The 21546-nt window shown below is 59.1% G+C and carries 18 protein-coding genes; 12 read left to right on the top strand and 6 right to left on the bottom strand.

Annotated elements, in window-relative coordinates; all coding sequences use genetic code 11:
* Positions 1-209: 209 nt before the first annotated feature.
* A complete protein-coding gene (locus tag AAFN47_RS17470) occupies positions 210-1094 on the bottom strand; it encodes a hydroxymethylglutaryl-CoA lyase (protein WP_499810531.1) in 885 nt (294 codons plus the stop codon).
* 42 nt (positions 1095-1136) lie between these two features.
* The gene (locus AAFN47_RS17465; protein WP_499810530.1) at positions 1137-2504 is read right to left on the bottom strand and encodes an aminotransferase-like domain-containing protein; all 1368 of its coding nucleotides are present in this window, start codon (positions 2502-2504) and stop codon (positions 1137-1139) included.
* A 122-nt stretch (positions 2505-2626) separates the two neighbouring features.
* Between AAFN47_RS17465 and AAFN47_RS17460 the strand changes: the two genes are divergently transcribed.
* The 6 genes from AAFN47_RS17460 to AAFN47_RS17435 all read left to right on the top strand — a co-directional run bounded on the left by AAFN47_RS17460 (position 2627) and on the right by AAFN47_RS17435 (position 10753).
* On the top strand, positions 2627-3949 hold the full coding sequence (locus AAFN47_RS17460) for a hydroxymethylglutaryl-CoA reductase, degradative (protein WP_499810529.1): 1323 nt from the start codon (positions 2627-2629) through the stop codon (positions 3947-3949).
* Position 3950: 1 nt separating this feature from the next.
* Positions 3951-4961, top strand: a complete 1011-nt coding sequence (locus AAFN47_RS17455; RefSeq protein ID WP_499810528.1) for an ABC transporter permease — start codon at positions 3951-3953, stop codon at positions 4959-4961.
* A gap of 66 nt (positions 4962-5027) precedes the next feature.
* Positions 5028-6014, top strand: a complete 987-nt coding sequence (locus tag AAFN47_RS17450; protein ID WP_499810527.1) for a sugar ABC transporter substrate-binding protein — start codon at positions 5028-5030, stop codon at positions 6012-6014.
* 13 nt (positions 6015-6027) lie between these two features.
* Positions 6028-8142 carry an ABC transporter permease gene (locus AAFN47_RS17445; protein WP_499810526.1) on the top strand — a complete coding sequence of 705 codons (2115 nt, stop codon included), beginning with the start codon at positions 6028-6030 and terminating at the stop codon, positions 8140-8142.
* Positions 8142-9257, top strand: a complete 1116-nt coding sequence (locus AAFN47_RS17440) for an SMP-30/gluconolactonase/LRE family protein (RefSeq protein WP_499810525.1) — start codon at positions 8142-8144, stop codon at positions 9255-9257. The genes AAFN47_RS17445 and AAFN47_RS17440 overlap by 1 nt, the downstream gene beginning before the upstream one ends.
* Positions 9254-10753 carry a sugar ABC transporter ATP-binding protein gene (locus AAFN47_RS17435; RefSeq protein WP_499810524.1) on the top strand — a complete coding sequence of 500 codons (1500 nt, stop codon included), beginning with the start codon at positions 9254-9256 and terminating at the stop codon, positions 10751-10753. Before AAFN47_RS17440 ends, AAFN47_RS17435 begins: the two co-directional genes overlap by 4 nt.
* A gap of 758 nt (positions 10754-11511) precedes the next feature.
* Here the strand turns inward: AAFN47_RS17435 and AAFN47_RS17430 are convergent.
* Positions 11512-12672, bottom strand: a complete 1161-nt coding sequence (locus AAFN47_RS17430) for a CaiB/BaiF CoA transferase family protein (protein WP_499810523.1) — start codon at positions 12670-12672, stop codon at positions 11512-11514.
* Positions 12673-12919: 247 nt separating this feature from the next.
* On the opposite strand from AAFN47_RS17430, the gene AAFN47_RS17425 reads away from it, so the two are divergent.
* The 5 genes from AAFN47_RS17425 (at position 12920) to AAFN47_RS17405 (ending at position 17666) form a co-directional block, all read left to right on the top strand.
* Positions 12920-14131, top strand: a complete 1212-nt coding sequence (locus tag AAFN47_RS17425) for a substrate-binding domain-containing protein (RefSeq protein ID WP_499810522.1) — start codon at positions 12920-12922, stop codon at positions 14129-14131.
* Positions 14132-14234: 103 nt separating this feature from the next.
* A complete protein-coding gene (locus AAFN47_RS17420; protein WP_499810521.1) occupies positions 14235-14966 on the top strand; it encodes an ATP-binding cassette domain-containing protein in 732 nt (243 codons plus the stop codon).
* The gene (locus AAFN47_RS17415; RefSeq protein ID WP_499810520.1) at positions 14963-15712 is read left to right on the top strand and encodes an ATP-binding cassette domain-containing protein; all 750 of its coding nucleotides are present in this window, start codon (positions 14963-14965) and stop codon (positions 15710-15712) included. Before AAFN47_RS17420 ends, AAFN47_RS17415 begins: the two co-directional genes overlap by 4 nt.
* Positions 15709-16710 carry an ABC transporter permease gene (locus AAFN47_RS17410; RefSeq protein WP_499810519.1) on the top strand — a complete coding sequence of 334 codons (1002 nt, stop codon included), beginning with the start codon at positions 15709-15711 and terminating at the stop codon, positions 16708-16710. The genes AAFN47_RS17415 and AAFN47_RS17410 overlap by 4 nt, the downstream gene beginning before the upstream one ends.
* Complete coding sequence (locus AAFN47_RS17405) at positions 16707-17666, top strand: ABC transporter permease (RefSeq protein WP_499810518.1); 960 nt, start codon at positions 16707-16709, stop codon at positions 17664-17666. Before AAFN47_RS17410 ends, AAFN47_RS17405 begins: the two co-directional genes overlap by 4 nt.
* A gap of 9 nt (positions 17667-17675) precedes the next feature.
* Here AAFN47_RS17405 and AAFN47_RS17400 read toward each other — a convergent pair whose 3' ends face one another.
* The 3 genes from AAFN47_RS17400 to AAFN47_RS17390 are packed head-to-tail and all read right to left on the bottom strand — an operon-like array spanning position 17676 to position 20527.
* Complete coding sequence (locus AAFN47_RS17400) at positions 17676-18581, bottom strand: amidohydrolase family protein (protein WP_499810517.1); 906 nt, start codon at positions 18579-18581, stop codon at positions 17676-17678.
* Positions 18571-19521: a threonine ammonia-lyase gene (locus AAFN47_RS17395; protein ID WP_499810516.1), complete on the bottom strand. Its 951-nt coding sequence runs from the start codon at positions 19519-19521 to the stop codon at positions 18571-18573. Before AAFN47_RS17395 ends, AAFN47_RS17400 begins: the two co-directional genes overlap by 11 nt.
* A gap of 1 nt (position 19522) precedes the next feature.
* Positions 19523-20527 carry a succinylglutamate desuccinylase/aspartoacylase family protein gene (locus AAFN47_RS17390; protein ID WP_499810515.1) on the bottom strand — a complete coding sequence of 335 codons (1005 nt, stop codon included), beginning with the start codon at positions 20525-20527 and terminating at the stop codon, positions 19523-19525.
* Positions 20528-20700: 173 nt separating this feature from the next.
* On the opposite strand from AAFN47_RS17390, the gene AAFN47_RS17385 reads away from it, so the two are divergent.
* Complete coding sequence (locus AAFN47_RS17385; protein WP_499810514.1) at positions 20701-21543, top strand: IclR family transcriptional regulator; 843 nt, start codon at positions 20701-20703, stop codon at positions 21541-21543.
* Positions 21544-21546: the final 3 nt, after the last annotated feature.

Raw genomic sequence — 21546 nt, 5'->3', positions numbered from 1 at the left:
GCAATTCGGAAACAGGGACTTCGCTGCTTTTTTTCTTTTCCATGCTTTCGTCTGACAATCAGTTGGTTCACGCGATCTAAAGAACGAGGGTTTGATACGGGACAATGCACCTACGCCAGCGTGATGCGACATACACACATTCCGCAATGATGTCTCTGTCGCACAAACAAAAACGGAACTTGGCCAAATCAAGGATGGCATAGATACATTTAAACAGTCGTTTGGCCAATGTGCGACCTCTTGGAGCGAGTTACACGATGTGCAAATCGTTTGGCCTCTTCAAGCTTCACTTTGTTGACACCTGTATTATAGCCCTTTTGATTGAGCAGGTCGTTGACGCTTTCCGTTGAGACATTTCCCGTAGCTCCTGGAGCGTAGGGGCATCCGCCGAGGCCGCCAATTGCGGCGTCGAAAACCCGCAAGCCCCGTTCCAGAGAAGTTTCGATGTTGTCCAGCGCGCGGTTGCATGTGTCGTGGAAGTGGCCGGCCAGCCGTTCGGGCGGCGCCACTGACAGGACCGCGTCGAGCATCCGTGCGACGGACTCAGGCGTTCCCGCGCCAATCGTGTCCCCGAGACTGATCTCGTAGCAGCCCATGTCGAGAAGCCGCCCGGCCAACGCGGCGACGTTTTCGGCAGGTGTCGGACCGTCATACGGGCAGTCCGTGACGCAGGAGATGTATCCGCGCACCGGAATGGCCCGCAATTTCGCGGCAGCCAGCACCGGCCTGAAACGCTCCAGGCTCTCTTGGATCGTGCAGTTGATGTTCTTCCTGCTGAAGCCCTCGGATGCGGAGGCGAAAATCGCGATCTCGTCCGACCTGGCGTCCACCGCCGCCTCGAAGCCTTTCATGTTGGGAGTGAGCACGGCGTAGCGGACACCGTCGCGTCTTTGAATGCCTGCCATCACGTTTGCGGCGTCGGCAAGTTGCGGAACCCATTTTGGGCTGACGAAACTCGTTGCCTCGATCTTCGACAGGCCAGATGCGGAAAGGAGGTCCACGAGCTGTATCTTGTCTCCGGTCCTGACAGGCCATTTTTCATTCTGCAGGCCGTCGCGCGGCCCGACCTCGAAGATTGTGACGTGCTCTGCCAAAGAATTCACTCCTGCTGAAAGAAACGGAGATGCGCCGGTCTGCTAGCTCAGCAGATGCCGCTTGAGGAAATCATAGAATCTCGCTGAATCCGCGCGGGCGATGTTGATCCGGATACCGCTCGAGCCGTGGTTTGTGTCGGCACAGAAAACGCTGCCTGGTGCGATGAGGATATCTTCCCGGGCGCCAGCCTTCGCCAGATCGATGTCGAGCGCATGGTCGGGGAGGTTGAGATAGAGATAATAGCCGCCGCCCGGCGGGCTGAACGTCGTCAGACCGAACAGGTCGAGATTTGCCATCACTTTCTCTGTTGTCCGCGCGATGCGCTGGCTCAGCCGCTTGAGATGGCGCGAATAATGACCTTCCGCGATCAGCCCGTGAACCAGATGCTCGATATGGCCGGAACTGTTGACTGTAGTCAGCATTTTCAGCTCCGCCAGATCGCTGACGATATCGGATCTCGCGGCAATGAATCCGCAACGCAAGCTGGCTGAAAGCGTCTTGGAGAACGTGCTTACATAGATGACGTTTTCAAGCTGGTCGAGCGGCATCAGCCCGGTTCCCTGAATGCCAGGCAGGTCGCTGAAAGGTTCGTCCTCCACTACGAGGAACTTGTTTTTCGCCGCGATGTTCAGCAGAGCGTGAGCGGTAGGCAGGTTCGTGAATCCTCCGGTTGGATTGTGTCCTGTCGACTGGGTAAAGAACAGCCTCGGCTTGTAGCGCCTGGTCTTGGCTTCCAGATCCTCGATATCAGGACCTGACGGCAGCCGTTTTATGCCGACTATGTTGACCTGTGCGAGCTTCAGCTTGGCAAACAGCGGATAGTAGCCGGGCTCGTCGACGAAGGCTGTGTCCCCTGGAGCAAGATAATGGCGGATGATCAGGTCAAGGGCATGATTGGCGCCGAAGGTGAGCAGAATCTGATCCGGATCCACAGCGACTTCACGTCGGGTGATGTCCAAGGCAAGGCGCTCCCTCAGTTCTGGCAGTCCCATCGCGCTACCGTATCCGTCGCGGTCGACATTGCCGAACTTTTGCGCCCGGTTGAGATATCGGCGCACTTCGGACTGCTCCGTCCATGACGGTGGCGGACGTCCGTCTCCGACGCGGATCGTGAAGCTCTGTTCCAACTGGGCGCTCAGCAGGGATACCACGTCCACAGCTTCGGTGACGTGCTTGGGGCGTGCATTCGGCGACTGACGGGAAGTGTCGACGACCGTAAAGCCGTAACCCTGCCTGGATGTGATCATTCCGGCGGCTAGCAGTCGGTCATACGCCTCGACGACGGTGTTCTTGGATACGCCGAATTCATGTGCGGATTTGCGGATGGACGGCAGCTTGTCCCCCTGCTTCAGTTCGCTGTTTCGGATTCGCTCCCTGAACGACTGGACGATGGTGTCCGTAAGCGTCATGCCGCCTCTTCCCTATAGTGGTACAGTTTAAAAGTGTTTCTTTTGACTGTACCTTTTCTTTATGGGTTGGCTACCTATTACTTAACCTAAATCAAAAAGCAACTTTCGGGAGGGGTGAGTTGGTGGAGAGAGTTTCCGAGGGCGCACATTCGGAGCGTCCGGTTTCGCGGATCGAGAATTTCCGCAATCTGTCTCCCGCTGAACGCATCCGCAAGCTCGGTGGAATTTCCGGGTTGAACCAAGCCAACCAAAAGATGCTGAGCGGCGGCGCCCTGCCGGTCGAACTCGCGAATGGGATGATCGAAAACGTCGTCGGCACGTTCGAATTGCCTCTCGGCGTGGCAACGAACTTTACGATAAATGGCCACGACTATCTGGTGCCGATGGCTGTAGAAGAACCTTCCGTTGTCGCTGCCGCCTCCTATATGGCGCGCCTCGCAAGAGGCTGCGGAGGCTTCCACACATCTAGCACCTCTCCGGTGATGCGGGCGCAGATCCAGGTGCTGTACCTGAAAGATCCGTACGGTGCCCGCCAGCGGCTGATCGAAGCGCGCGACCGGCTGATCGAGGTCGCAAATACCAGGGACAGAGTCCTCGTTGAACTCGGTGGCGGTTGCCGCGATATCGAGGTTCATGTTTTCGACCATTCGCCTATCGGTCCGATGATCGTCCTGCACCTGCTGGTCGATGTCCGCGACGCCATGGGAGCCAATGCGGTTAATACTATGGCCGAGACGGTGGCGCCGTTGGTCGAGGAGATCTCGCGTGGCGAGGTGCGTCTGCGCATTCTTTCCAATCTCGCCGATCTGAGACTTGCGCGGGCGCGGGTGGAACTGCCTGTCGATACACTTGCGACGAAGGAGTATTCAGGGGAGCGCATCGCTACCGGCATCGTGGAAGCCTGTGCGCTTGCCATCGTCGACCCGTATCGGGCGGCAACCCACAACAAGGGAATCATGAACGGTATCGACCCGCTTATCGTGGCTACGGGCAACGATTGGCGGGCGATTGAGGCAGGCGCCCATGCCTGGGCGTCGAGAAATGGTCGCTACACGTCGCTCAGCAACTGGGAACGCGACAGCGGCGGCAATCTTGTGGGTACGCTGGAGCTGCCCATGGCGGTAGGCCTTGTCGGGGGCGCCACGAAAACCCATCCGGCTGCTCAGGCTGCGCTGGAACTACTTGGCGTGTCGAGCGCGCGGGAACTGGCCGAGATTGCGGTCGCGCTCGGTCTTGCACAGAACATGGCGGCATTGCGGGCGTTGGCGACCGAAGGGATACAGCGAGGCCATATGGCGCTGCATGCCCGCAACATTGCTATCGTCGCCGGCGCCTCGGGGATCCAGATCGACGAGGTGGCGGCTCGCCTTGCGGCCGAGCACGATGTCAGGGTCGATCGTGCCCGAGAAATCCTCGCAGAACTTTCCGGCCGGGGAGACGATTGAGGTGAGCACGGCCAAAGCCAATCGCGACGGCGCCTGGCTCTTCGCCAATCTGGCGAAGAGCCAGGAAGGCGTCGTGCTGATGCTTGCCGTACTTGCGTTTTTCGGCTTTTCGCTCTTCCTGCCGTCTTTCCTCAGTCCCGGGAATCTCCTCGCTCTGGTGCGTAGCGTGTCGATCCTGGGCATTCTGGCGCTGGGCATGGCGATCGTCGTCATCGGGCGCGGAATAGACGTCTCGATGATCGCGACGATGGTGGTGTCGGTAGCATGGGCCTTCGTGCTGACCCGCGGCGGCTTGGACCTGGAACTGGCCCTGGTTGTCGGCGGCCTGTTTGCTCTGGCGACCGGAATGGCGATCGGGATTCTGATTGCCTTTGGCGAGGTGCCGCCGATTTTTGCCACACTGGCGGCCGGTTCGATCATCTACGGTCTGGGCCGTACATTTTTCTTCAAGCTCGAAATGCAGAATATTCCGCCGGGATACGAATGGTTCTCTTTTTTCGGCCGGGCACAGATCTTCGGCATTCCGGTTACAGTCGTCACCTTCGGCGTACTTTGTGTTGTCGTGCATCTTATACTCAGTCGCACCCGCTTTGGCTGGTTAACCTACGCAATGGGTAATAATCCGGAGGCATCGCGGATAACCGGCGTACCGGTAAGGCCCATGATCGTCGCCCATTATGCGGTCAGCGCCATCGTCGCCTATGGAGCCGGGCTTATCCTCGCCTCGTCGACCTCGGCCATCAATGCACGGCTTTTTAATTCGACGATGATCTACGACATTCTGCTGGTGGTCGTGCTTGGCGGAATCGGACTTAGCGGCGGCCACGGCAAAGTCAGAAACGTGATTCTCGGAACGATCTTCGTCGGCATCCTGCTGAACGGCATGACGATCCTGAACATTGACTACACCGTCCAGAACCTCGTCAAAGGTGTGGTTCTGCTGCTGGCAATCGTTATCGACTCGCTCATCAACCCGCGGGACGAGCAGACATCTCAGCAGGGTGACCTCTGAGAAACTAATCCAGTCACAACGAAGGGAGGATCTGGAATGAAATTGGGACATTTGGGAATATCAGCCATGGCGGCACTGGTCGCTACGGTAACCGCGACGGCCACTCTCGCGCAGAACAAGGGTCTGGAGAATCCGCGCAGCACGTCGTTTCACGAAACGCTCGAAGGCAAGAAGGTGGTATTCCTGCCTCTTTCGATGGGTTTCGATCTGACCGAGGGTTGGGCCGCCCGCATGCGCGCGCAGGCCGACCGGCTCAACTACGATTTCCAGATCCGGGATCCTGCCTGGAGCACCGATGCGGGAACGCGTGCGCTGCAGTCGCTCATCGGCGAGGCGCCTGATCTCATCGTCGCCCACAATCCGGATATCCAGTCCTACGCCCGGCTGCTGGCCCAGGCGCAGGCCAAGGGCATCAAGGTCGTGCAGATCAATCTGGAATCCAACACGCAGACCGATTCATATGTCGGAGCCGACTGGACGGAGATCGGCAAGCAAGCGGCTGAAGCCGTGGTCGAGCGCTGCGGCGAAGGCAAGGGATCTTCCAACAAGGTCGCCATCGATACCGGCGTGCCGACCGCCGCATCGGACGTGTTCCAGCTCGACGGCATCTACAAGGTGCTGGACCAGCATCCGGAAATCGAGGTCGTTTCCCAGCAGGCGACGGAATACAATCCGGAAAAGGCCCGCTCTATCATGGAAACCGTCCTTCAGCAGCATCCTGATCTCTGCGGCGCTATCGGCATCTGGGACAACCAGGACACCGGTACGGCTTCGGCAATCGAGCAGGCCGGCAAGGGGGATCAGGTTTTCCTCGTCACCAGCGGCGGCGGCAATCGCGTCGGCTGCGAGAATGTCGAGAACGGCATGTTCGATCTCTACATCAGTTACAACGTACCGCTGCAGGGCGACATACTGAACGCTGAAATAGCACGCCTCCTGCTCTCGGAGACGAAGGCCGGCGAAAACAAGGCGCTGTATTTCAATCCGCTGACGCAGATCACCAAAGACAATGTGAACCAGCGCAATTGCTGGACGCTCGACGAGATCCGTTAGGCATTCGTCACCGATGGCCGCCAAAGACGAACTGCTTGCCCTTCGCTACCGGCTCATACCCGACCGGCTGCTGGGAGAGTTGCTGACCAAGAGCTGGATCGACAACGTCATTCCCGCCCTGGCTCTGGCGGTTACCGTGATCATCATGACAATCCTTATTCCTGGCTATCTTTCGGCCGGGAATATGGCCGACCTCGGCCGCCAGGTCTCGGAAATGGGACTGATCGCGCTTGCGATGACTGTAGTAATCCTGTCTGGCGGCATAGACCTGTCAGTGGGTTCCATGTTCGCACTGTGCGTGCTGACAGCGCTTACCTGCATGAATGTGGCCGGCTTGCCGATCGGGGTTTCACTCGCGGCAACGCTTGCCGCCGGACTTTTGTGCGGGCTGCTCAATGGAGTGCTCATCGGGTATCTTCGCCTCCGGGCGTTCATTACGACGCTCGTAACCCTCGTCATTTTCAGGGCGCTATACGATATCATCTTTCCGCGGCTCGCCAGCGCCATCGTCGGCAGCTTTCCGACGTCGGCGCTGTGGGACCTGATCGGTTTCGGCGACTTCTTCGGCGTGCCGGTTTCTTTCCTGATTTTCGCGGTGATCGCGATTGTCCTGCATATCGGGCTTTCGCGCCTTCGCCCGGGCTGGCGGCTGCGGGCCGTGGGCGGCGCCCGGCGATCCGCCTACAACGCCGGAATCAACGTCAAGTTCACGGTCTGCATGGCCTATGTCGTCTCCGGTCTTCTGACGGCGACGGCCGCCTTCCTGTTTTCGGCTCGCCTTGGCAGCACGGGCGCGGATACCGGGGTCGGGCTCGAAATCACCGTATTGACGGCCGTTGTCCTGGGGGGTGTATCGCTCGGTGGCGGTCGCGGCTCGGTCGGAAACGCCATCATCGGTACGGTGCTGGTCCTCATTCTGTCGAACAGCCTGATTCGGCTATCGATGCCGGGCTCGGTCAATCAGCTGATCCTGGGTCTGGTTCTGGTGGCTGCAGTCTTGTTCGATCGGAAATGGATCAAGAACCGCAGCAAGATCCTGAGCAAGGTATACGTCTCGCCGACCTACCTGCCATTGCGAGATCGGCCTGATCCGGGCGATGATGATTACCTTGCGGTCAACGACAAGTTGGGCGGTGTAGAACTCATCGGTCTCGGGGCGGTCGAGGGACCGGAGGACGTCATTCTGGATCGTGACGGCAATCTCTACACCGGAACCCGGCATGGCAATATCGTGCGTTTCTTCGGACCGGACTTCAAGCGTCACGAAGTTTTCGCCCGGATCGGGGGGCATCCGCTGGGGTTAGCCTTCTCGCCAGACGGCGACCTGTTGACCTGTGTCGGTGGAATGGGCGTCTACCGGGTGACGCCGCAGGGCGTGGTCGAGAAGGTCACCGACGAAACCAACAGAAGCCTGTTGTCGATTATCGACGATTCTAGACTGCGCCTGCCGGACGACCTCGATATCGCACCGGACGGACGGGTCTTCTTCAGTGAAGCGACGATCCGCTACGACATGTCCGAGTGGGCCGTCGACGCTCTTGAGGGGCGCGGCAACGGCAGGCTGATATGTTACAATCCGCATACTGGTACGACCCGTACCGTGTTGCGCAACCTGATCTTTCCGAATGGCATCACCATGTGCCGGGACGGACAATCGCTGCTGTTTGCGGAAACCTGGGCCTGCAGGATCAGCCGTTACTGGTTCGACGGTCCGAGCAAGGGCCGGGTGGAAATCTTTATGGATAACCTGCCAGGCTATCCGGACAACATCAACCGGGGGTCCAACGGCGCCTACTGGGTTGCGCTTTTGGGCATGCGGACGAAGACTTTCGATCTTGCGATGCGCAAACCAGCGTTCCGGCGCCGCATGGCGAAACGCATCGCATCAGATGAATGGATGTTCCCCAATATCAACCGCGGTTGCGTTCTGCAGGTTTCCGAAGCGGGTGAATTGATGGACAGCTACTGGGACAAGGCAGGCGAAAACCACCCCTCGATCACATCGACATGCGAGCACAGGGGCTGGCTCTATCTCGGTGGAGTTTCGAACAACCGCATCGGACGCGTCCGCATCGAGAACTCTGTTCCGGACTGGACGATCCACCAGGACTATTGGGGGGAGCGGTGATGTCGGATCTTTCGTCCTGGATTGTAAACATGCTCCATCGCCGCGACGCCGGAATCAGCGTCCCGGCGATGGACGGCGTACTCAAACCGAATAGCCGCCTTGAGGATGCCACGTGTATTTTGAACATGCCCGGTATTGACGATGTGGTGGCGGCGGGATCGAAACTGGTCGTTAGTGCAGGCAGCAGTCTTTTGGCATTTCCCTTGCCTTTTGGTGGGGGCGACCCCGAGACGATCAGCACGTTCGAAGGCGCGATCAGCTTTCTGGCGGTGCTTGATGACGGACGATATGCGGTAGGCGTCACAGGGAAGGGTGTTTACCTCGGTGTGCCGGGCAGTTTCACTCTTATTGAACTCGCTCCCGAATTGAGCGCTTGTATGATGGACGCAACGCAGGTGGCCGACGGCCGGCTGGCGATCTGCATAGGATCGCTCCGCAATCCCGCAAACGAATGGAAACGCGATCTGATGGAAAAGGGTCGGTCCGGTTGCCTCTGCCTGCTCGACCTCGATACCGGATCCTCCGATATCGTTGCAGAGGATCTGGCCTTTCCATATGGCGTCGCGGCCCGGGCTGAAGGCAGTGTTGCCGTGGCGGAAAGCTGGCGTCACCGGATCGTCGCCATCAATCCCGCAAGTAAAAAAAGAACTGTGCTGCTTGAGGATCTGCCGGCCTATTTGTCACGGATTTCTCCGGCGCTGAATGGCGGATACTGGCTGACGTTTCTTGCACCGCGGCGGCAACTGTTCGAGTTCGTCCTGCGCGAAGACGGATTCAGGAAAGAGATGCTGGAAACTGTCGATTCGGAAGAATGGGTAGGCCCGTCCCTGAGTGCGTCGACGAGATACGACCATCCGCTGCAGCAGGGCGCGGTCCGCCAAATGGGTATCCTGAAACCCTGGGCGCCATCGTCCTCCTATGGCCTGGTTGTCCGTTGCGATGAAAACATGCGTCCCGTCGAAAGCCTTCACAGCCGCGCGGATGGCGCCTTGCACGGGATTACCGGTATTTGTGAAACGGACGACGGCGTGTTTGCGGTCTCGCGCGGCGCTGGGAAGCTGGTCCGGTTTACCGGCGATTCTGCAGGCAGCGCTGCAAGTGAGGTTCAGTCATGACGCCGGTTGTAGAGTTTCGCAATGCCACCAAGGAGTTTCGCGGCAACCCGGCCGTTCGCGATGTGAATATCACGCTGCAGAAAGGCGAGGTACATGCGCTGCTTGGCGAAAACGGCGCCGGCAAATCGACTCTGACGAAGGTAATTGCCGGCCTCTATTCGCTCACTTCCGGGGAATTGCTGCTGGATGGCCGGCCAATACGCTTCGAGGGTCCTGCGCAAGCCATGGCCGAAGGGGTGGCAATGGTCTTTCAGGAAACCAATCTGGTTCCCTCGATGAACGTTGCCCAGAACATCTTCCTCGGAGATGAGGGTTTTTTCAACCGGCTTCGCGGGATCAATATTCGAGCACAGCAGCATCTGCAGCGTCTTAATTTCCATGTCGAGCCGACCGCCCTGGTCTCGACTTTGGGTGCGGCGAAGAAACAGATGGTGGAAATTGCCCGCGCCGTTCACCACAATGCCCGGATCTTCATTTTCGACGAGCCGACCGCAACGCTCACGCCGGAAGAAAAGGAACATTTCTTCGTCCTGTTGGACCGGCTGAAGACCGATGGAGCGTCCGTTTTCTTCATTTCACATGCGCTGGAAGAAGCACTCGGCCATGCCGACCGGATCAGCGTGTTGCGCGACGGGGAACTGATCGTTACAGACCGCACGAAGAATTTCAGTCGCGAAACGATCGTCCAGGCCATGGTCGGCCGTCAACTGACACGTGAACTTTACGGTGTGGGCAAGTCGCTGCGCAAGAGCCGCCCGCCCGGTGAGAAGGTTCTGAGCCTCGAAAACGTTTCAATGGGAAAGGCCGTACGCAGCGCTACATTGTCGGTATTTTCGGGGCAGGTGACAGGCCTGTTTGGGCTTGTCGGAGCAGGGCGGACCGAGATGATGAAGATCGCGGCAGGCGTCCTGAAACGGGACTTCTTCCACGGTGGGCGCGTGCGGGTGCGCGGCAAAGCGGTACGGTTCCGAGTACCGCGGCAGGCTGTAAACAAGGGCATCGCCTATATAACCGAGGACCGCAAATATGACGGACTCTTCGACACGATGGGCATTGCGCAGAACATCTATCTTGGCAAGCTCATACAGGGCGAGAATCCCGTTTTCGTCACCTCCATGTCCGAGGCCAAAAATCAGGCTGCTGAATGGACGAAGGCTTTAAACATTCGGGCTATCAATGAAAATTCCAAAGTGGTTGAACTGTCGGGTGGGAATCAGCAGAAGGTGGTGATCGCCAAGTCCCTGATCCAGGCGCCCTCTATCGTCATTTTCGATGAGCCGACACGTGGTGTGGATGTGGGGGCGATCGCCGAAATCCACAAGATCATCGAGGATTTGGCCGATGCCGGCGCAGCTGTCGTAGTGATTTCATCTTATTTGCCGGAGGTGCTCAACCTCTCCGATCGCATTCTCGTGGCGCGCCAGGGACGCATCGTGGAGGAATTGGACACCGATGAGGCGACAGAGGAAAAGATCATCTATGCGGCGGTTCACTAAAATTCATTCTGAGAAATCTCTTTCCTTCGGTCTTAGCCGCTCGCCTGTGCAAGAGTGAGGAATTCTGTCACATGTCACAATGCTATCATGACAGAATCCTGACAGAAACAACGGAACATTTCGTGAAGTATCTGCTATAATTCGTTTGCTAACTGGTTGATTTTTATTCGTCTGCGGATTCTGCACTCCCTTGGTAAGGCAGAGGTCGAGAGTTCAAACCTCTCCGGCAACTTGTAGAAATATGCAGCAAGTTGCAGATCGAAACATGATCAAACGCCAACTTACGGCACAATGTGACACAGGTTCGGAAAATTGAGTCTTGTTTTGTTCTCACTTGCTGCTTCGTCCATAGGTAGAGGTCTCGGTTTAAAGCCTTATAAGCGCACAGTTCATTATTTGTGGAGCAAGGAGGTTTGATTTGGGTCCAGGAGCCGCTTTACTTTTCTTTGTCATGTCCGCTTTGCGCCCTAAATCCTGCCGTTGAAGGGTTTCTGCACAGTATCTCGATACCTGCCTCCTGTCGTAATCAGAGCACGATTTGACACTCGGAAAGGAGCAAAATAACCCTTCCCAACACTTTGCCGCTGAGCACCGAAGCCTTCGATTCCAGGTTGGATGACCTCGCTGCCCGTTGAATAGCTGGGCAGAGTTCCGGTGAAAGTGATTTCTCCGCCTTCCAATTCCGCAGGCGCGAGAAGGCAATCGCAGGATTGCAGCCGTGCGGTTAGCTCCATATCATGCCTTTCGGCCGGGTATCCTCATAATCCGAACTCCTCGATGATCGCCGCCGTGTGCTCGCCGACGCGTGGCGCCGCGCGGGAGAATTCCGGCCGCTCGCCATTAACCCGGATCGGCGAGCGGGTCGTCATGATCGAGACATTGTCCTCGCGTTCGACTGTCTGCAAAAGGTCGAGAACTTTAAAGCCCTCACTTCCCGTCAGATCGTCCCAGTCGAGCACCGACGCGCACCAGATATCGGCGGGTTCGAAGATTTGCATCCAGTCGTCCACCGTCTTCCCGGCGATTGCGCCGGCCAGGAGTTTCTTGATGTCATCTCGCGCGGTGAACCAGCTTGCCGGATCGCCGCAATACGGATCGAGCGTTTCCAGCCCCATCAAATCGCGCAGCCGAGAGATCGGAGTCATCGCGATGGCTATGAAGCCGTCCTTCGCTTCGTAAACGCCGTAAGGCGCCGACAGATAGGCGTGAGCGCTGCGGAAGCCGGAGCGTTTCGGCATCCGCCTGCCGTCATTGAGATAGGTGGTCAGCACCTCGAACTGAAAGTCGACGAGAGCCTCCAGCAGGCTTGTCTGGACATGGCTGCCTTCGCCCCTCATGCTGCGCTTGACGAGGCCGGCAAGAAGACCCTGCGCCAGCGCCGCACCGGCGAACATGTCGCCAACCGCAAGTCCCATGGGCACGGGGCCGTCGCCATCGTCGCCACTAAGCCACATTACCCCGGATCGCGCCTGTGCGAGCAGATCCTGGCCGGGCCGCTTCACCCACGGACCTTCCTCTCCATAGCCGCTGATCGAACCATAGACGAGGCGCGGATTGATCGCGCGGACGGTTTCGTAATCGAGCCCGATGCGCTCGATGACGCCTGGCCTGAAATTTTGGACCAGCACGTCGGCCCTGGCGATCAGTTTCTTGAGGCGGGTGAGATCGTCGGAATTCTTCAGATCGACGGCGAGGCTTTCCTTGCCGCGATTGATGGCGTGGAAGATGGTCGAATCCCCGCCGATTTCGGTGTCGCTGAGATAGAGCGTGCGGGAAAGATCTCCTGCGCCCGGGCGCTCGATCTTGATGACGCGGGCGCCAAGGTCCTGCAATCGCAATGACGCATAGGGACCCGAAAGGAACTGGCTCATGTCGAGAACGAGGAGGCCGGCGAGCGGCAAATCGGAGCTGTGTGTCATTGTGCTTTCTGTTCGGCGTTGCGTTCCACCCGGTCCGAAATATCTCCCGGCTTGCAGTTTTTCGCGGTCTGCGCATATGGGTCATCGGCGAAAGAGTCGAATTGGCCGTGTGTTTTCTTCATTCCTGGCATTCCTGTCCCAGTATTCCCCTATCAGCGAAATTGACTCCCATCATGTATCGTATATAAACATTATTTATCACATGGAAAACTTCACCAGGAAGTTTCCCACAAGAGGAGGAGCAAGAATGGCCTGGAAGAAATTCAATCCGACTATGGTCGCTGGAACAGGATTGCTGGCGACAGCACTGTGTTTCCAGATCGGCGCCGCATCGGCGGAAACGCCGGAAGCGTTCAACACGCTTCCGCCTGAACTGAAGGCTCTGTACGACGGCGTCGAGGACACGCTTCAGCCCGGCGCCTATGACGGCTTCAAAATGCCGGAAAAGCCATGGAAATGGTGCCATTCGGAATCCTATCAGGGAAATCCCTGGCGCGTTTCGACCACCAACGAACTGAAGCGGCTGGCAGACGTCTACAAGGACAAGGGCTGGGTCGAAAGCTTCGAGATGTCCGACTCCAACGGCGATGTCAGCCGTCAGATCTCGCAGATCCGCAGTTTTATCGACAAGGGCTGCAGCATCATCACGTCTTTTGCCGGCTCTTCGACGGCGCTTAACGAGGCGATCAAGGCCGCTTATGACGCGGGAATTCCCTTTGTGACGGGCGCCGGCGCCGTAACCAGCCCCTATGCGATCAATGTCGATTCGAACTACGTCAAGTTCGGACAGGACCTCGCCCAGGCAATCGTCGACGACCTCGGCGACAAGGGTGGAAACGTTCTGCGTATCGAAGGCATCGCCGGAAGCCCGCTTGTCGCGCAACAGAAGGCCGGCGCCGACAAGGCGTTTGACGCCGCCGACAACGTCAAGGTTGTCCGCGATGTCAACGGCAACTGGTCGGCCAACGTGACCAAGACCGTCGTTCTTCAGACGCTCGCCACAAGCCCGCAGCCGATCGACGCTGTCTGGACCTCCGGCAGCGAGGCGCGCATCGTCGCGGAAGCCTTCAAGCAGGCTGGCCGTCCGGTGCCACTGATCACCGGCAGCATCTCCGGTGACGCCCTTGGCTACTGGAATGAAAACCAGGACGAGTTCCGCTTCGCCGGCGGCGCGTTGATGCCGACCTGGACTTCGCAGACCCTGTTCCGCGTTGGAGTAAGAACGCTGGAAGGCCAGGAACCCAAGCTCAACATCATCATGGTTCCGGTGCCGGAAGTGAAGCAGGATGAACTCAGTTCCTGGTATCAGAACTGCATGACGCCGGCTTCGTCGTCGATCTTCCCGGTCGCTCCAGAGGATCCGCTGCCGCCGCAACTCATGAACGATTACTTCAAGAAACCCGAAGCAATTGCCGAATTCGATTATTCGGCGACGCCCGACCCCTGTGCGGGTCAGTAGAAGCCCCTCCCGGGACGAGTCGCCCCGGCGCCCCTTGCGGGTGCGCCGGGGCGGTTTTTCTGACACTATTCGCCGGAACTGCAAGAGCTGACGACGGGACACAATGCTCGAAATAAAGGGCTTATCGAAGCGATACGGTGAAACGGTGGCGCTCGACCGAGCCGACATATCACTCGATTTCGGCGAGATACACACAATCCTAGGCGAGAATGGTTCGGGCAAGAGCACGCTCGTCAAGCTGCTGTCCGGCATTGTCTCACCCGACGCCGGCGAAATCCTCCTTTCAGGCGAAGACATCACGGGGAAGAACCCGGCGGCTTTCCAGGAGAAGGGCTTCGCCACGGTATTCCAGGAAGTTTTGGTCGCGCCGGACCGCAATGTCATCGACAATATCCTGCTCGGCTACGACGGCCTCTGGCGGCGCAAAATTGCGCGCCGCGAACGCGCATCGCTGGCGGCGCGGACACTCAAGGAGTTCGCGATTACAGAGGCGCCCCTCGAAGAGCCGGCTGGCCGGCTGCCGCTGGCCGCACAGCAACTCGTGGTTATTGCGCGCGCGCTGGTGCGCAAACCAAAAATTCTGATTCTGGACGAAGCGACCGCAGCGCTTGATTTTGCAGATCGCGAAGCAGTGTTCGATCTGATGCGCCGGTTGGCCGCCGGTGGTTGCCTGATAATCTTCATCACCCATCGCATGGACGAGGTGATGAGCCTCTCGAACAAGGTCACTGTATTGAGAAGCGGCCGCGTGGTCACCACTCTCGAGCGCGAGGAGTTGGAGCCGGAAACGCTGCTCGCCCTGATGGCCCCGGAAATGGCGGGGGTTGAAGAGTGAATGCTACAACGAACAAGCTGATCGTGGAAGGCCTGCAACTGCGGACCGACCGACAGGCGATCGACGAGAGTATCGGCGCCGGCGAGATCGTCGGCCTAGCCGGTCTGGACGGGAATGGCCAGGAACGCTTTCTGGAAATACTAGCCGGCCTCGTCACCCCTGTGGGCGGCAGCGTCGGATACCGCGACGACGCCGGGCGCACGCACGCGATTAACAGCTTTCGCCGCGCCGTATCGCAAGGCGTCGCATATCTTCCGCGTGATCGCCGCGCCAGCGGGATTTTTCCGGCTCTTTCGATTCTCGACAATTTCGCCATGGCGACGGTGACCCGAGATTGCGTCGCGGGCCTCATCAGCTATCGCCGCCGCCGCGAACGCTACGACCATTACCGCGAGCGGCTTTCCATCGTGGCGCCCCATCCGCGGGAACCGATCACCACGCTTTCCGGCGGCAACCAGCAAAAGGTCCTGCTGGCGCGGGCGCTTGCCTTGCAACCGGGCGTATTGCTGCTCAACGATCCGACGAGAGGCGTGGATATCGCGACGCGCAAGATACTCTATGAAGTCTTCCGTGAACTGTCGAACGAAGGCATGGCGCTGGTAATTCTTTCAACGGAAATCGAGGAATCATTGCATCTGTGCGATCGCGTTCTGGTCTTTCGCGATTTCGAACTCGCAAGCCGTCTCTCCGGTGAAGAAATGAGCGCCGACGGCATCATCGCAACCATGTTCGGAAGAGATTCATGAGTGAGCAGGGCGCTAATACAGACTCGGGATATCGTCTGGCCAGAGCTATCCAGCGCATTGTGTTTTCCAGTGCGGGCTTCGCGCCGCTGCTCTTCGTCATTCTTCTGGCCATCAATATCTGGCTCAATCCGGCGCGGTTCGCGCCGACCGCCTGGGGCACATTGCTCGGGTTGGCCGCGCCGCTGATAGGCGCAGCCGTCGCCTCGACCCCGGCCTTTCTGGGCGGGCGCGGCGGTATCGACATTTCCGTCGGACCGCTGATGGGTTTCGTCAATGCGGTCGTCGTGCTCGTTTTCATCCAGATGCTGGGCGCATCATCGCCTTTCGTGATTGTTCCGGCGGCCTTGCTGGTCGGCGTGGCCGGCGGTGTGGTCAACGCCTTTCTGGCGACGATCCTGCGTATCCAGCCGATCGTCGCCACGCTGGGCACCTATCTCGTGCTCGTGGGGGCAACGCTGACGATCCTGCCAGCGCCCACCGGGACAGTGCCGCCATGGCTCTCGCAGCTTGCCGGAACATGGTCGATCCTGCCGCTCGGATGCGTACTCCTGGTCTGGTGGGCGATCTGCCGGACGCCCTATTACGACCAGCTGATGGCGGTCGGCAGCGACGATCGCGCCGCCTACACAGCCGGCGTGCCGGTCACGAAGGTCCGTTTTCTGTCGTTCATCATCACCGGACTGTTTTCCGGGGCGGCAGGACTGATGCTAACGGCGCTGATCGGGTCTGCCGACCCGGCTGTCGGGCCGACATATACGCTGATCGCGATTTCGGCGGTGGCGCTCGGCGGCGTCAGTCTGGCCGGCGGACGCGGCAGCGTCATTGGCGCGGCTATTGGCGCCATCGACATTTTCCTGCTGCAGAGCGCGCTGACCTATCTCAACGTCTCTACATTCATCTTGCAAATCAGCTACGGCGCGATTCTCGTGCTGGCCATCGTCCTGACTGCGCTTCAGGATCGATATATGGAACAAAGAGCTCAGAGGGCGGGATCATGAAGAACCTGTCGACAGACCAGCGAAGAGCGCTTGGCGCATTTCTCATCGCCATAGCCCTGCATATGCTCGGAACATTGCTCATCCAGGGCTACAGTTCGGCCTTTTCGATGAGGGCCATGCTGGTGCTCGCATCGCTGCTTGCGATCGCCTCGATTGGCCAGACGCTGGTGATCATTCTGGGCGGCATCGATCTTTCGATCCCGTTTGTCATCGGCTTCGCCAATGTGGTCTCGGCGCAATTGTATGGCGACGGCATGAGTTTCTGGATCGTTTGCGTCATCGTACTGGCGCTGGCGCTCGTGATCGGCGCGTTTAACGGTCTGGTCTCCGGCGGGCTGAATATCCACCCGCTGATCGTCACACTTGGAGTCGGCACCATAATCCAGGGTTCCGTCCTGTTATGGACTGCGGGGTTCCCGTCCGGTTCAGCTCCCGCCCTGCTCTCCGACTTCGTGTCCATTGGCGGATCGGCCATGGGACTGCCGGTGCCCTGGCTCGTTCCCTGCTTCATTGTTGTGATCGCCGTGATCACGGTTCTTCTGGTGCGCACGCCCTACGGGCGGCGCGTCTATGCGGTGGGCAACAATCCACGCGCAGCCATGCTCGCCCTGATCAGTCCTCTCGGGATGTGGACGCTGACCTTCGCGATTAGCGCCTTCTTCGCCGCCGTGACCGGCATCCTGCTCCTGGGTTTTACGGGCTCGGCCTATGGCGAAGTAGGGCAACCCTACCTGTTCCAGACGATCGCCGCCGTCGTTATCGGCGGAACCGCGCTGGTCGGCGGACGCGGCTCCTATCTGGGCACGGTCGCGGGCGCGCTTGTCCTGACCGAACTCAACACGCTGCTTATCGGCCTCGGGCTCCAGCCCTCGGTGGTGCAGGCGGCCCTTGGTCTTGTCATCATCCTGCTGGTTTCGCTCTACGGTCGTGACCCGCATGTCAGCACGCGGATCTGACTGTCGTCATCAGACGGGAATGCGATAGATCTTCCGGGCGTTGTCAAAAAACAACGAACGCTTTTCGTCTTCAGACAGATCGGCGACGATGTCGCTGAAGAGCGAGAGCCAATGGTCAAATGTGATATGCAGACCGGCGACCGGATAATCGCTGGCGAACATGCAGCGCCCTACGCCGAAGCAGTCGATGCAATGAAGGATCACGCCCGCCAGACTTTCGCGCGTCCATGCCGGGTCATAGGCGACGGGATCGGAAATCTTCAGGCCGACATTTTCCGCCATGGCAAGACGACGAAGTGATGCGCGCCAGTGGTCCATTCCCTCGACGTCACGGTCCATCGGACTGCCGCAATGATTGAGGACGAATTGCATATCCGGAAAATCCCGCGCCAACCGCAAGGCCGTATCGAGCTGGTGGTTCGATATCAGCAGATCGAAACTGAGACCGTGGCTCTGCAGATGCGTCAGCCCGGCGCGCCATCGGGCATCCTCCATCAGGTCGCCTCGTTCCACTCGGGCCTTGGCGGGGTCAGGATGCCAGGAGATGATTTCGCGGATGCCGGCGACGCGCTCATGCGCGGACTGTTGTTCGATGATTTCCTGCGCATTGTCGTTGGCCAGCGCGGCGCAAGCGACATATCGGGCCGCGATGCCCACCGGGCGTTCCAGGTCGTCAAGCCATTTGGTTTCGCCGAGCGGATCTTTAGGATCCCAGTTCGCCTCCACATGGACACTTGCGACGATACCCGATCCGGATGAGGCCTCGAGGTAGTCGTCGACGAGATAATTGCGCCGCAGCGGCGCGAGTTCATCGCCGCGTTTCGGCCAGTCGAGCCAGGCGTGACGTTCGAGGCGCAGATCCCACAGATGGTGATGGGCGTCTATGATCGGTCCGCGATAGGTCCTACTGCCCACCGGGAATGCCTTCCGTGCCTGCGCCGCAGACTAGCGCACAAACCTCATCGCCTTCGGAGAACGCGACGCGCCCAGTGCGCAATGCGGCGATCGCGGCGGCGCCGCTCAGATCTGCGGCGAGACCGAATTCCGACCACAGATAGCGGGCGGCGGAAACCATATCATCATCCTCGATGAGCACGACTTCGTCGATCAGACTGCGGGAGAGTTCGAAAAGCTCCGGATCGGTCTCGGCGCAAGCCATGGTGGCGACTCGCGTGGTTACCTTTTCGACCGGCGTCACATGTCCGGCTTGGATCGAAGCATGAAAGGTCGGGCATCCAGACGGTTCAACCCCGACAATGCGGATTGAAGGCTTGAGCGCCTTCAAGGCTATCGCCATTCCTGTAATGAGACCGCCGCCGCCGATGGCGATGAGGACTGCAGTGATACCCGGGCGCTCTTCCAGGATTTCCAACGCAAGAGAGCCCTGCCCGGCCACCACGGCAGGATCGGCGAAGGGGTGGAAATACGCGGCGCCGGTTTCTTCCGCGAATGCGGTCGCAAACCGGTTGGTCTCGTTCCAGACCGAGCCGGTGACAATCACTTCCGCGCCCATTGCCCGCAGCTTGTCCACTTTGTATGGGGCGACATTCTCCGGCACGTATATGGTCCCGAGCACTTTCGCCATGGTCGCTGCGCGGGCTGTTGCAAGGCCGTGATTTCCACCGGAGGCCGTGACCACGCCGGCTGCAAGCTCATCCGGCGGCAACGTGAGAAGCTTGCTGGTCGCGCCCCGCGCCTTGAAGGAGCCGGTGACCTGCAGGTTCTCCAGTTTCAGCCAGAGACGAGCCGGGGTTGGCGGTTCGGCGACAATTGTCGCCTCCATAAGCGGCGTTTTCCTGATATGCGGCGCAATGCGTATTTGCGCCTGTCGGATGTCGTCGAGCGATACTTTCATGTCATTCACATGGCGAGGCGACAACGGCGCAACAATTGCCTGGTCGGACGCGGCCCGGATGACGAAGACCGTAGACCACCCCGTCGGCCCCGAAGGTCAGTTCTACAGGCGGCTTGCGCGGATCGCTGAGCGAATGGACCCGTCCGGCCGTCTCTCCCGCCCGGACATGGGATCCCAGCGCACGATAGGATTCAAACACGCCGGCGTCCTCCGTCAGCACATGCGCGTTCGGTCCGAGTTCGTGGAAAACCTGTTCCGTTCCGGCGACCGGCGGCGGCGCATCCGGTGATTTGAGCACGCCAAAATGATGCAACAGATTATTCACCCCGCGACGACAGAGTTTGACTGCCTCCGGCGAAACCGTGCCGGCGCCGGCCATTTCCGTGCCGACCGTGACCAATCCTGCGCGCACCGCCGAAGCCGTTGACGTGCGGGTGTCTCCGCGGTTCGAAATGACAACGCTCATCGGCGCATCGAAAGCAGCGACGGCGTCTTGGTTGCGCGCGGTCAAGGCAGGGTCGTTCGAAGGCTCGATGATGGCGCTCGGGACAATCGACAGGGAAGACCCGCCGGAATGCAGATCGACGAACGCGTCGGCCATCGGAAAGAGCTTGTCATTGACCCAGGAGGAAAGTTGCTGCGTCGGCGATCCCGAGGGGTCTCCGGGAAAGGTGCGGTTCAGGTTGAGACCGTCTATCGGCGAAACGCGGGAGCCGGCCTGGACCGCCGGAAGATTGAGCGCCGGGACGATGATCAGGCGGCCGTTGACGCTCGCGGGATCCAGATCGCGGATGATCTCTCCAAGCACGATCGGACCTTCATATTCGTCGCCATGATTGCCGCCCTGGAGGATCACTGTCGGGCCGTCACCGTTGCGGATCACGGCGAGTGGGACAGGAATGACGCCCCAGGCGTCGTCATGTTCGGAATACGGTAGACGCAGGAAACCCGTCTGCTTGCCGTCAATGTTAAAGTCGATATCGGTGTCGCCGACTTTTCTGCCCACGGAAACTCCCCTCCCAGCGTCTCCGAACCATGCGAAATCGGTTACGCCTTCAAACGATCCCGCCTTGCAACAGCGGCCTCTTTTTTCTATATGAAAACTATCGTTTATTTATGATACTAGCAACAGTGAATTTTTACTGGTATCCAGCGCCTCGACTTATTAGGGAAGGATGGATGAGCAGCGTCAATGAAACTTCCGCCCGAAAGGCCCAGTCCACACCCTCCATACCGTCATCCTATCGGGCGCCGGCGCTCGAGAAGGGGCTCGACATCCTGGAACTTCTGGCGCTCCAGTCTGAAGGCCTGATACTCAGCCAGATCGCCCAGAAACTCAACCGATCGGTCCAGGAAGTGTATCGCGTCGTGATGTCGCTGGAGAGGCGCGGTTATGTTGTGCGCGGCCCCGGAGACGACGCCTTTCGACTGTCGCTGAAGCTGTTCGATCTCGCAAGCAATCACCTTCCGATCCGCCGCCTTATCCAGGCGGCTCATCCCGTGCTCGATCGCCTTGCGATGCAGGTGGAACAGGTCGTCATCATTTCGGTCCTCGACGGCTGGACGACGCGCGTCGTCGTGGTCTCTGACAATCCTGCGCCTATCGGCTTCCGCGTCAGACTCGGAACCCAGCGTCCTCTGCTCAAAACCGCCTCGGGACGCACACTGATCGCATTCCAGCCATCATCGGTGCGCTGTTCCCTGGAACAGGCCCTGGGCGGAGCATTGCGCGAGCGGGGAGAGGATCCGAAGCCGCTGATTGACAGAATTGCGGACGTCAACCGGCGCGGCTACGAATGCGTCAGCGACGAGACACTGCGTGGAATTACGGACGTAAGTTTTCCGATTGTTGATTCCAGCGGCAACGCGCAGGCGGCGCTGACCATGCCCTACCTTGTCTGGGTGGAAAACGAAGTCCAACTCGCCGAGGCGGAGCAGCGTCTGTTCGAATGCGCTGACACGCTGTCGTGCGAACTTGGCGGCAGATTGCGCCGTCCCGAATTTCCATTGTCGACCGACTGACCA

Origin of the sequence: Hoeflea sp. CAU 1731 (assembly GCF_039888615.1) — a bacterium.
Lineage (GTDB): Bacteria > Pseudomonadota > Alphaproteobacteria > Rhizobiales > Rhizobiaceae > Flavimaribacter.
The sequence above is the reverse complement of the archived record's forward strand: the minus strand, read 5'-3'. Positions and strand labels throughout refer to the sequence as shown.

Coding starts and splice junctions, on each gene's coding strand:
- AAFN47_RS17410 (WP_499810519.1), top strand. CDS start 15,709: ATGAGTGAGCAGGGCGCTAATACAGACTCGGGATATCGTCTGGCCAGA.
- AAFN47_RS17440 (WP_499810525.1), top strand. CDS start 8,142: ATGTCGGATCTTTCGTCCTGGATTGTAAACATGCTCCATCGCCGCGAC.
- AAFN47_RS17420 (WP_499810521.1), top strand. CDS start 14,235: ATGCTCGAAATAAAGGGCTTATCGAAGCGATACGGTGAAACGGTGGCG.
- AAFN47_RS17445 (WP_499810526.1), top strand. CDS start 6,028: ATGGCCGCCAAAGACGAACTGCTTGCCCTTCGCTACCGGCTCATACCC.
- AAFN47_RS17430 (WP_499810523.1), bottom strand. CDS start 12,672: ATGACACACAGCTCCGATTTGCCGCTCGCCGGCCTCCTCGTTCTCGAC.
- AAFN47_RS17405 (WP_499810518.1), top strand. CDS start 16,707: ATGAAGAACCTGTCGACAGACCAGCGAAGAGCGCTTGGCGCATTTCTC.
- AAFN47_RS17425 (WP_499810522.1), top strand. CDS start 12,920: ATGGCCTGGAAGAAATTCAATCCGACTATGGTCGCTGGAACAGGATTG.
- AAFN47_RS17435 (WP_499810524.1), top strand. CDS start 9,254: ATGACGCCGGTTGTAGAGTTTCGCAATGCCACCAAGGAGTTTCGCGGC.
- AAFN47_RS17450 (WP_499810527.1), top strand. CDS start 5,028: ATGGCGGCACTGGTCGCTACGGTAACCGCGACGGCCACTCTCGCGCAG.
- AAFN47_RS17395 (WP_499810516.1), bottom strand. CDS start 19,521: ATGAAAGTATCGCTCGACGACATCCGACAGGCGCAAATACGCATTGCG.
- AAFN47_RS17385 (WP_499810514.1), top strand. CDS start 20,701: ATGAGCAGCGTCAATGAAACTTCCGCCCGAAAGGCCCAGTCCACACCC.
- AAFN47_RS17465 (WP_499810530.1), bottom strand. CDS start 2,504: ATGACGCTTACGGACACCATCGTCCAGTCGTTCAGGGAGCGAATCCGA.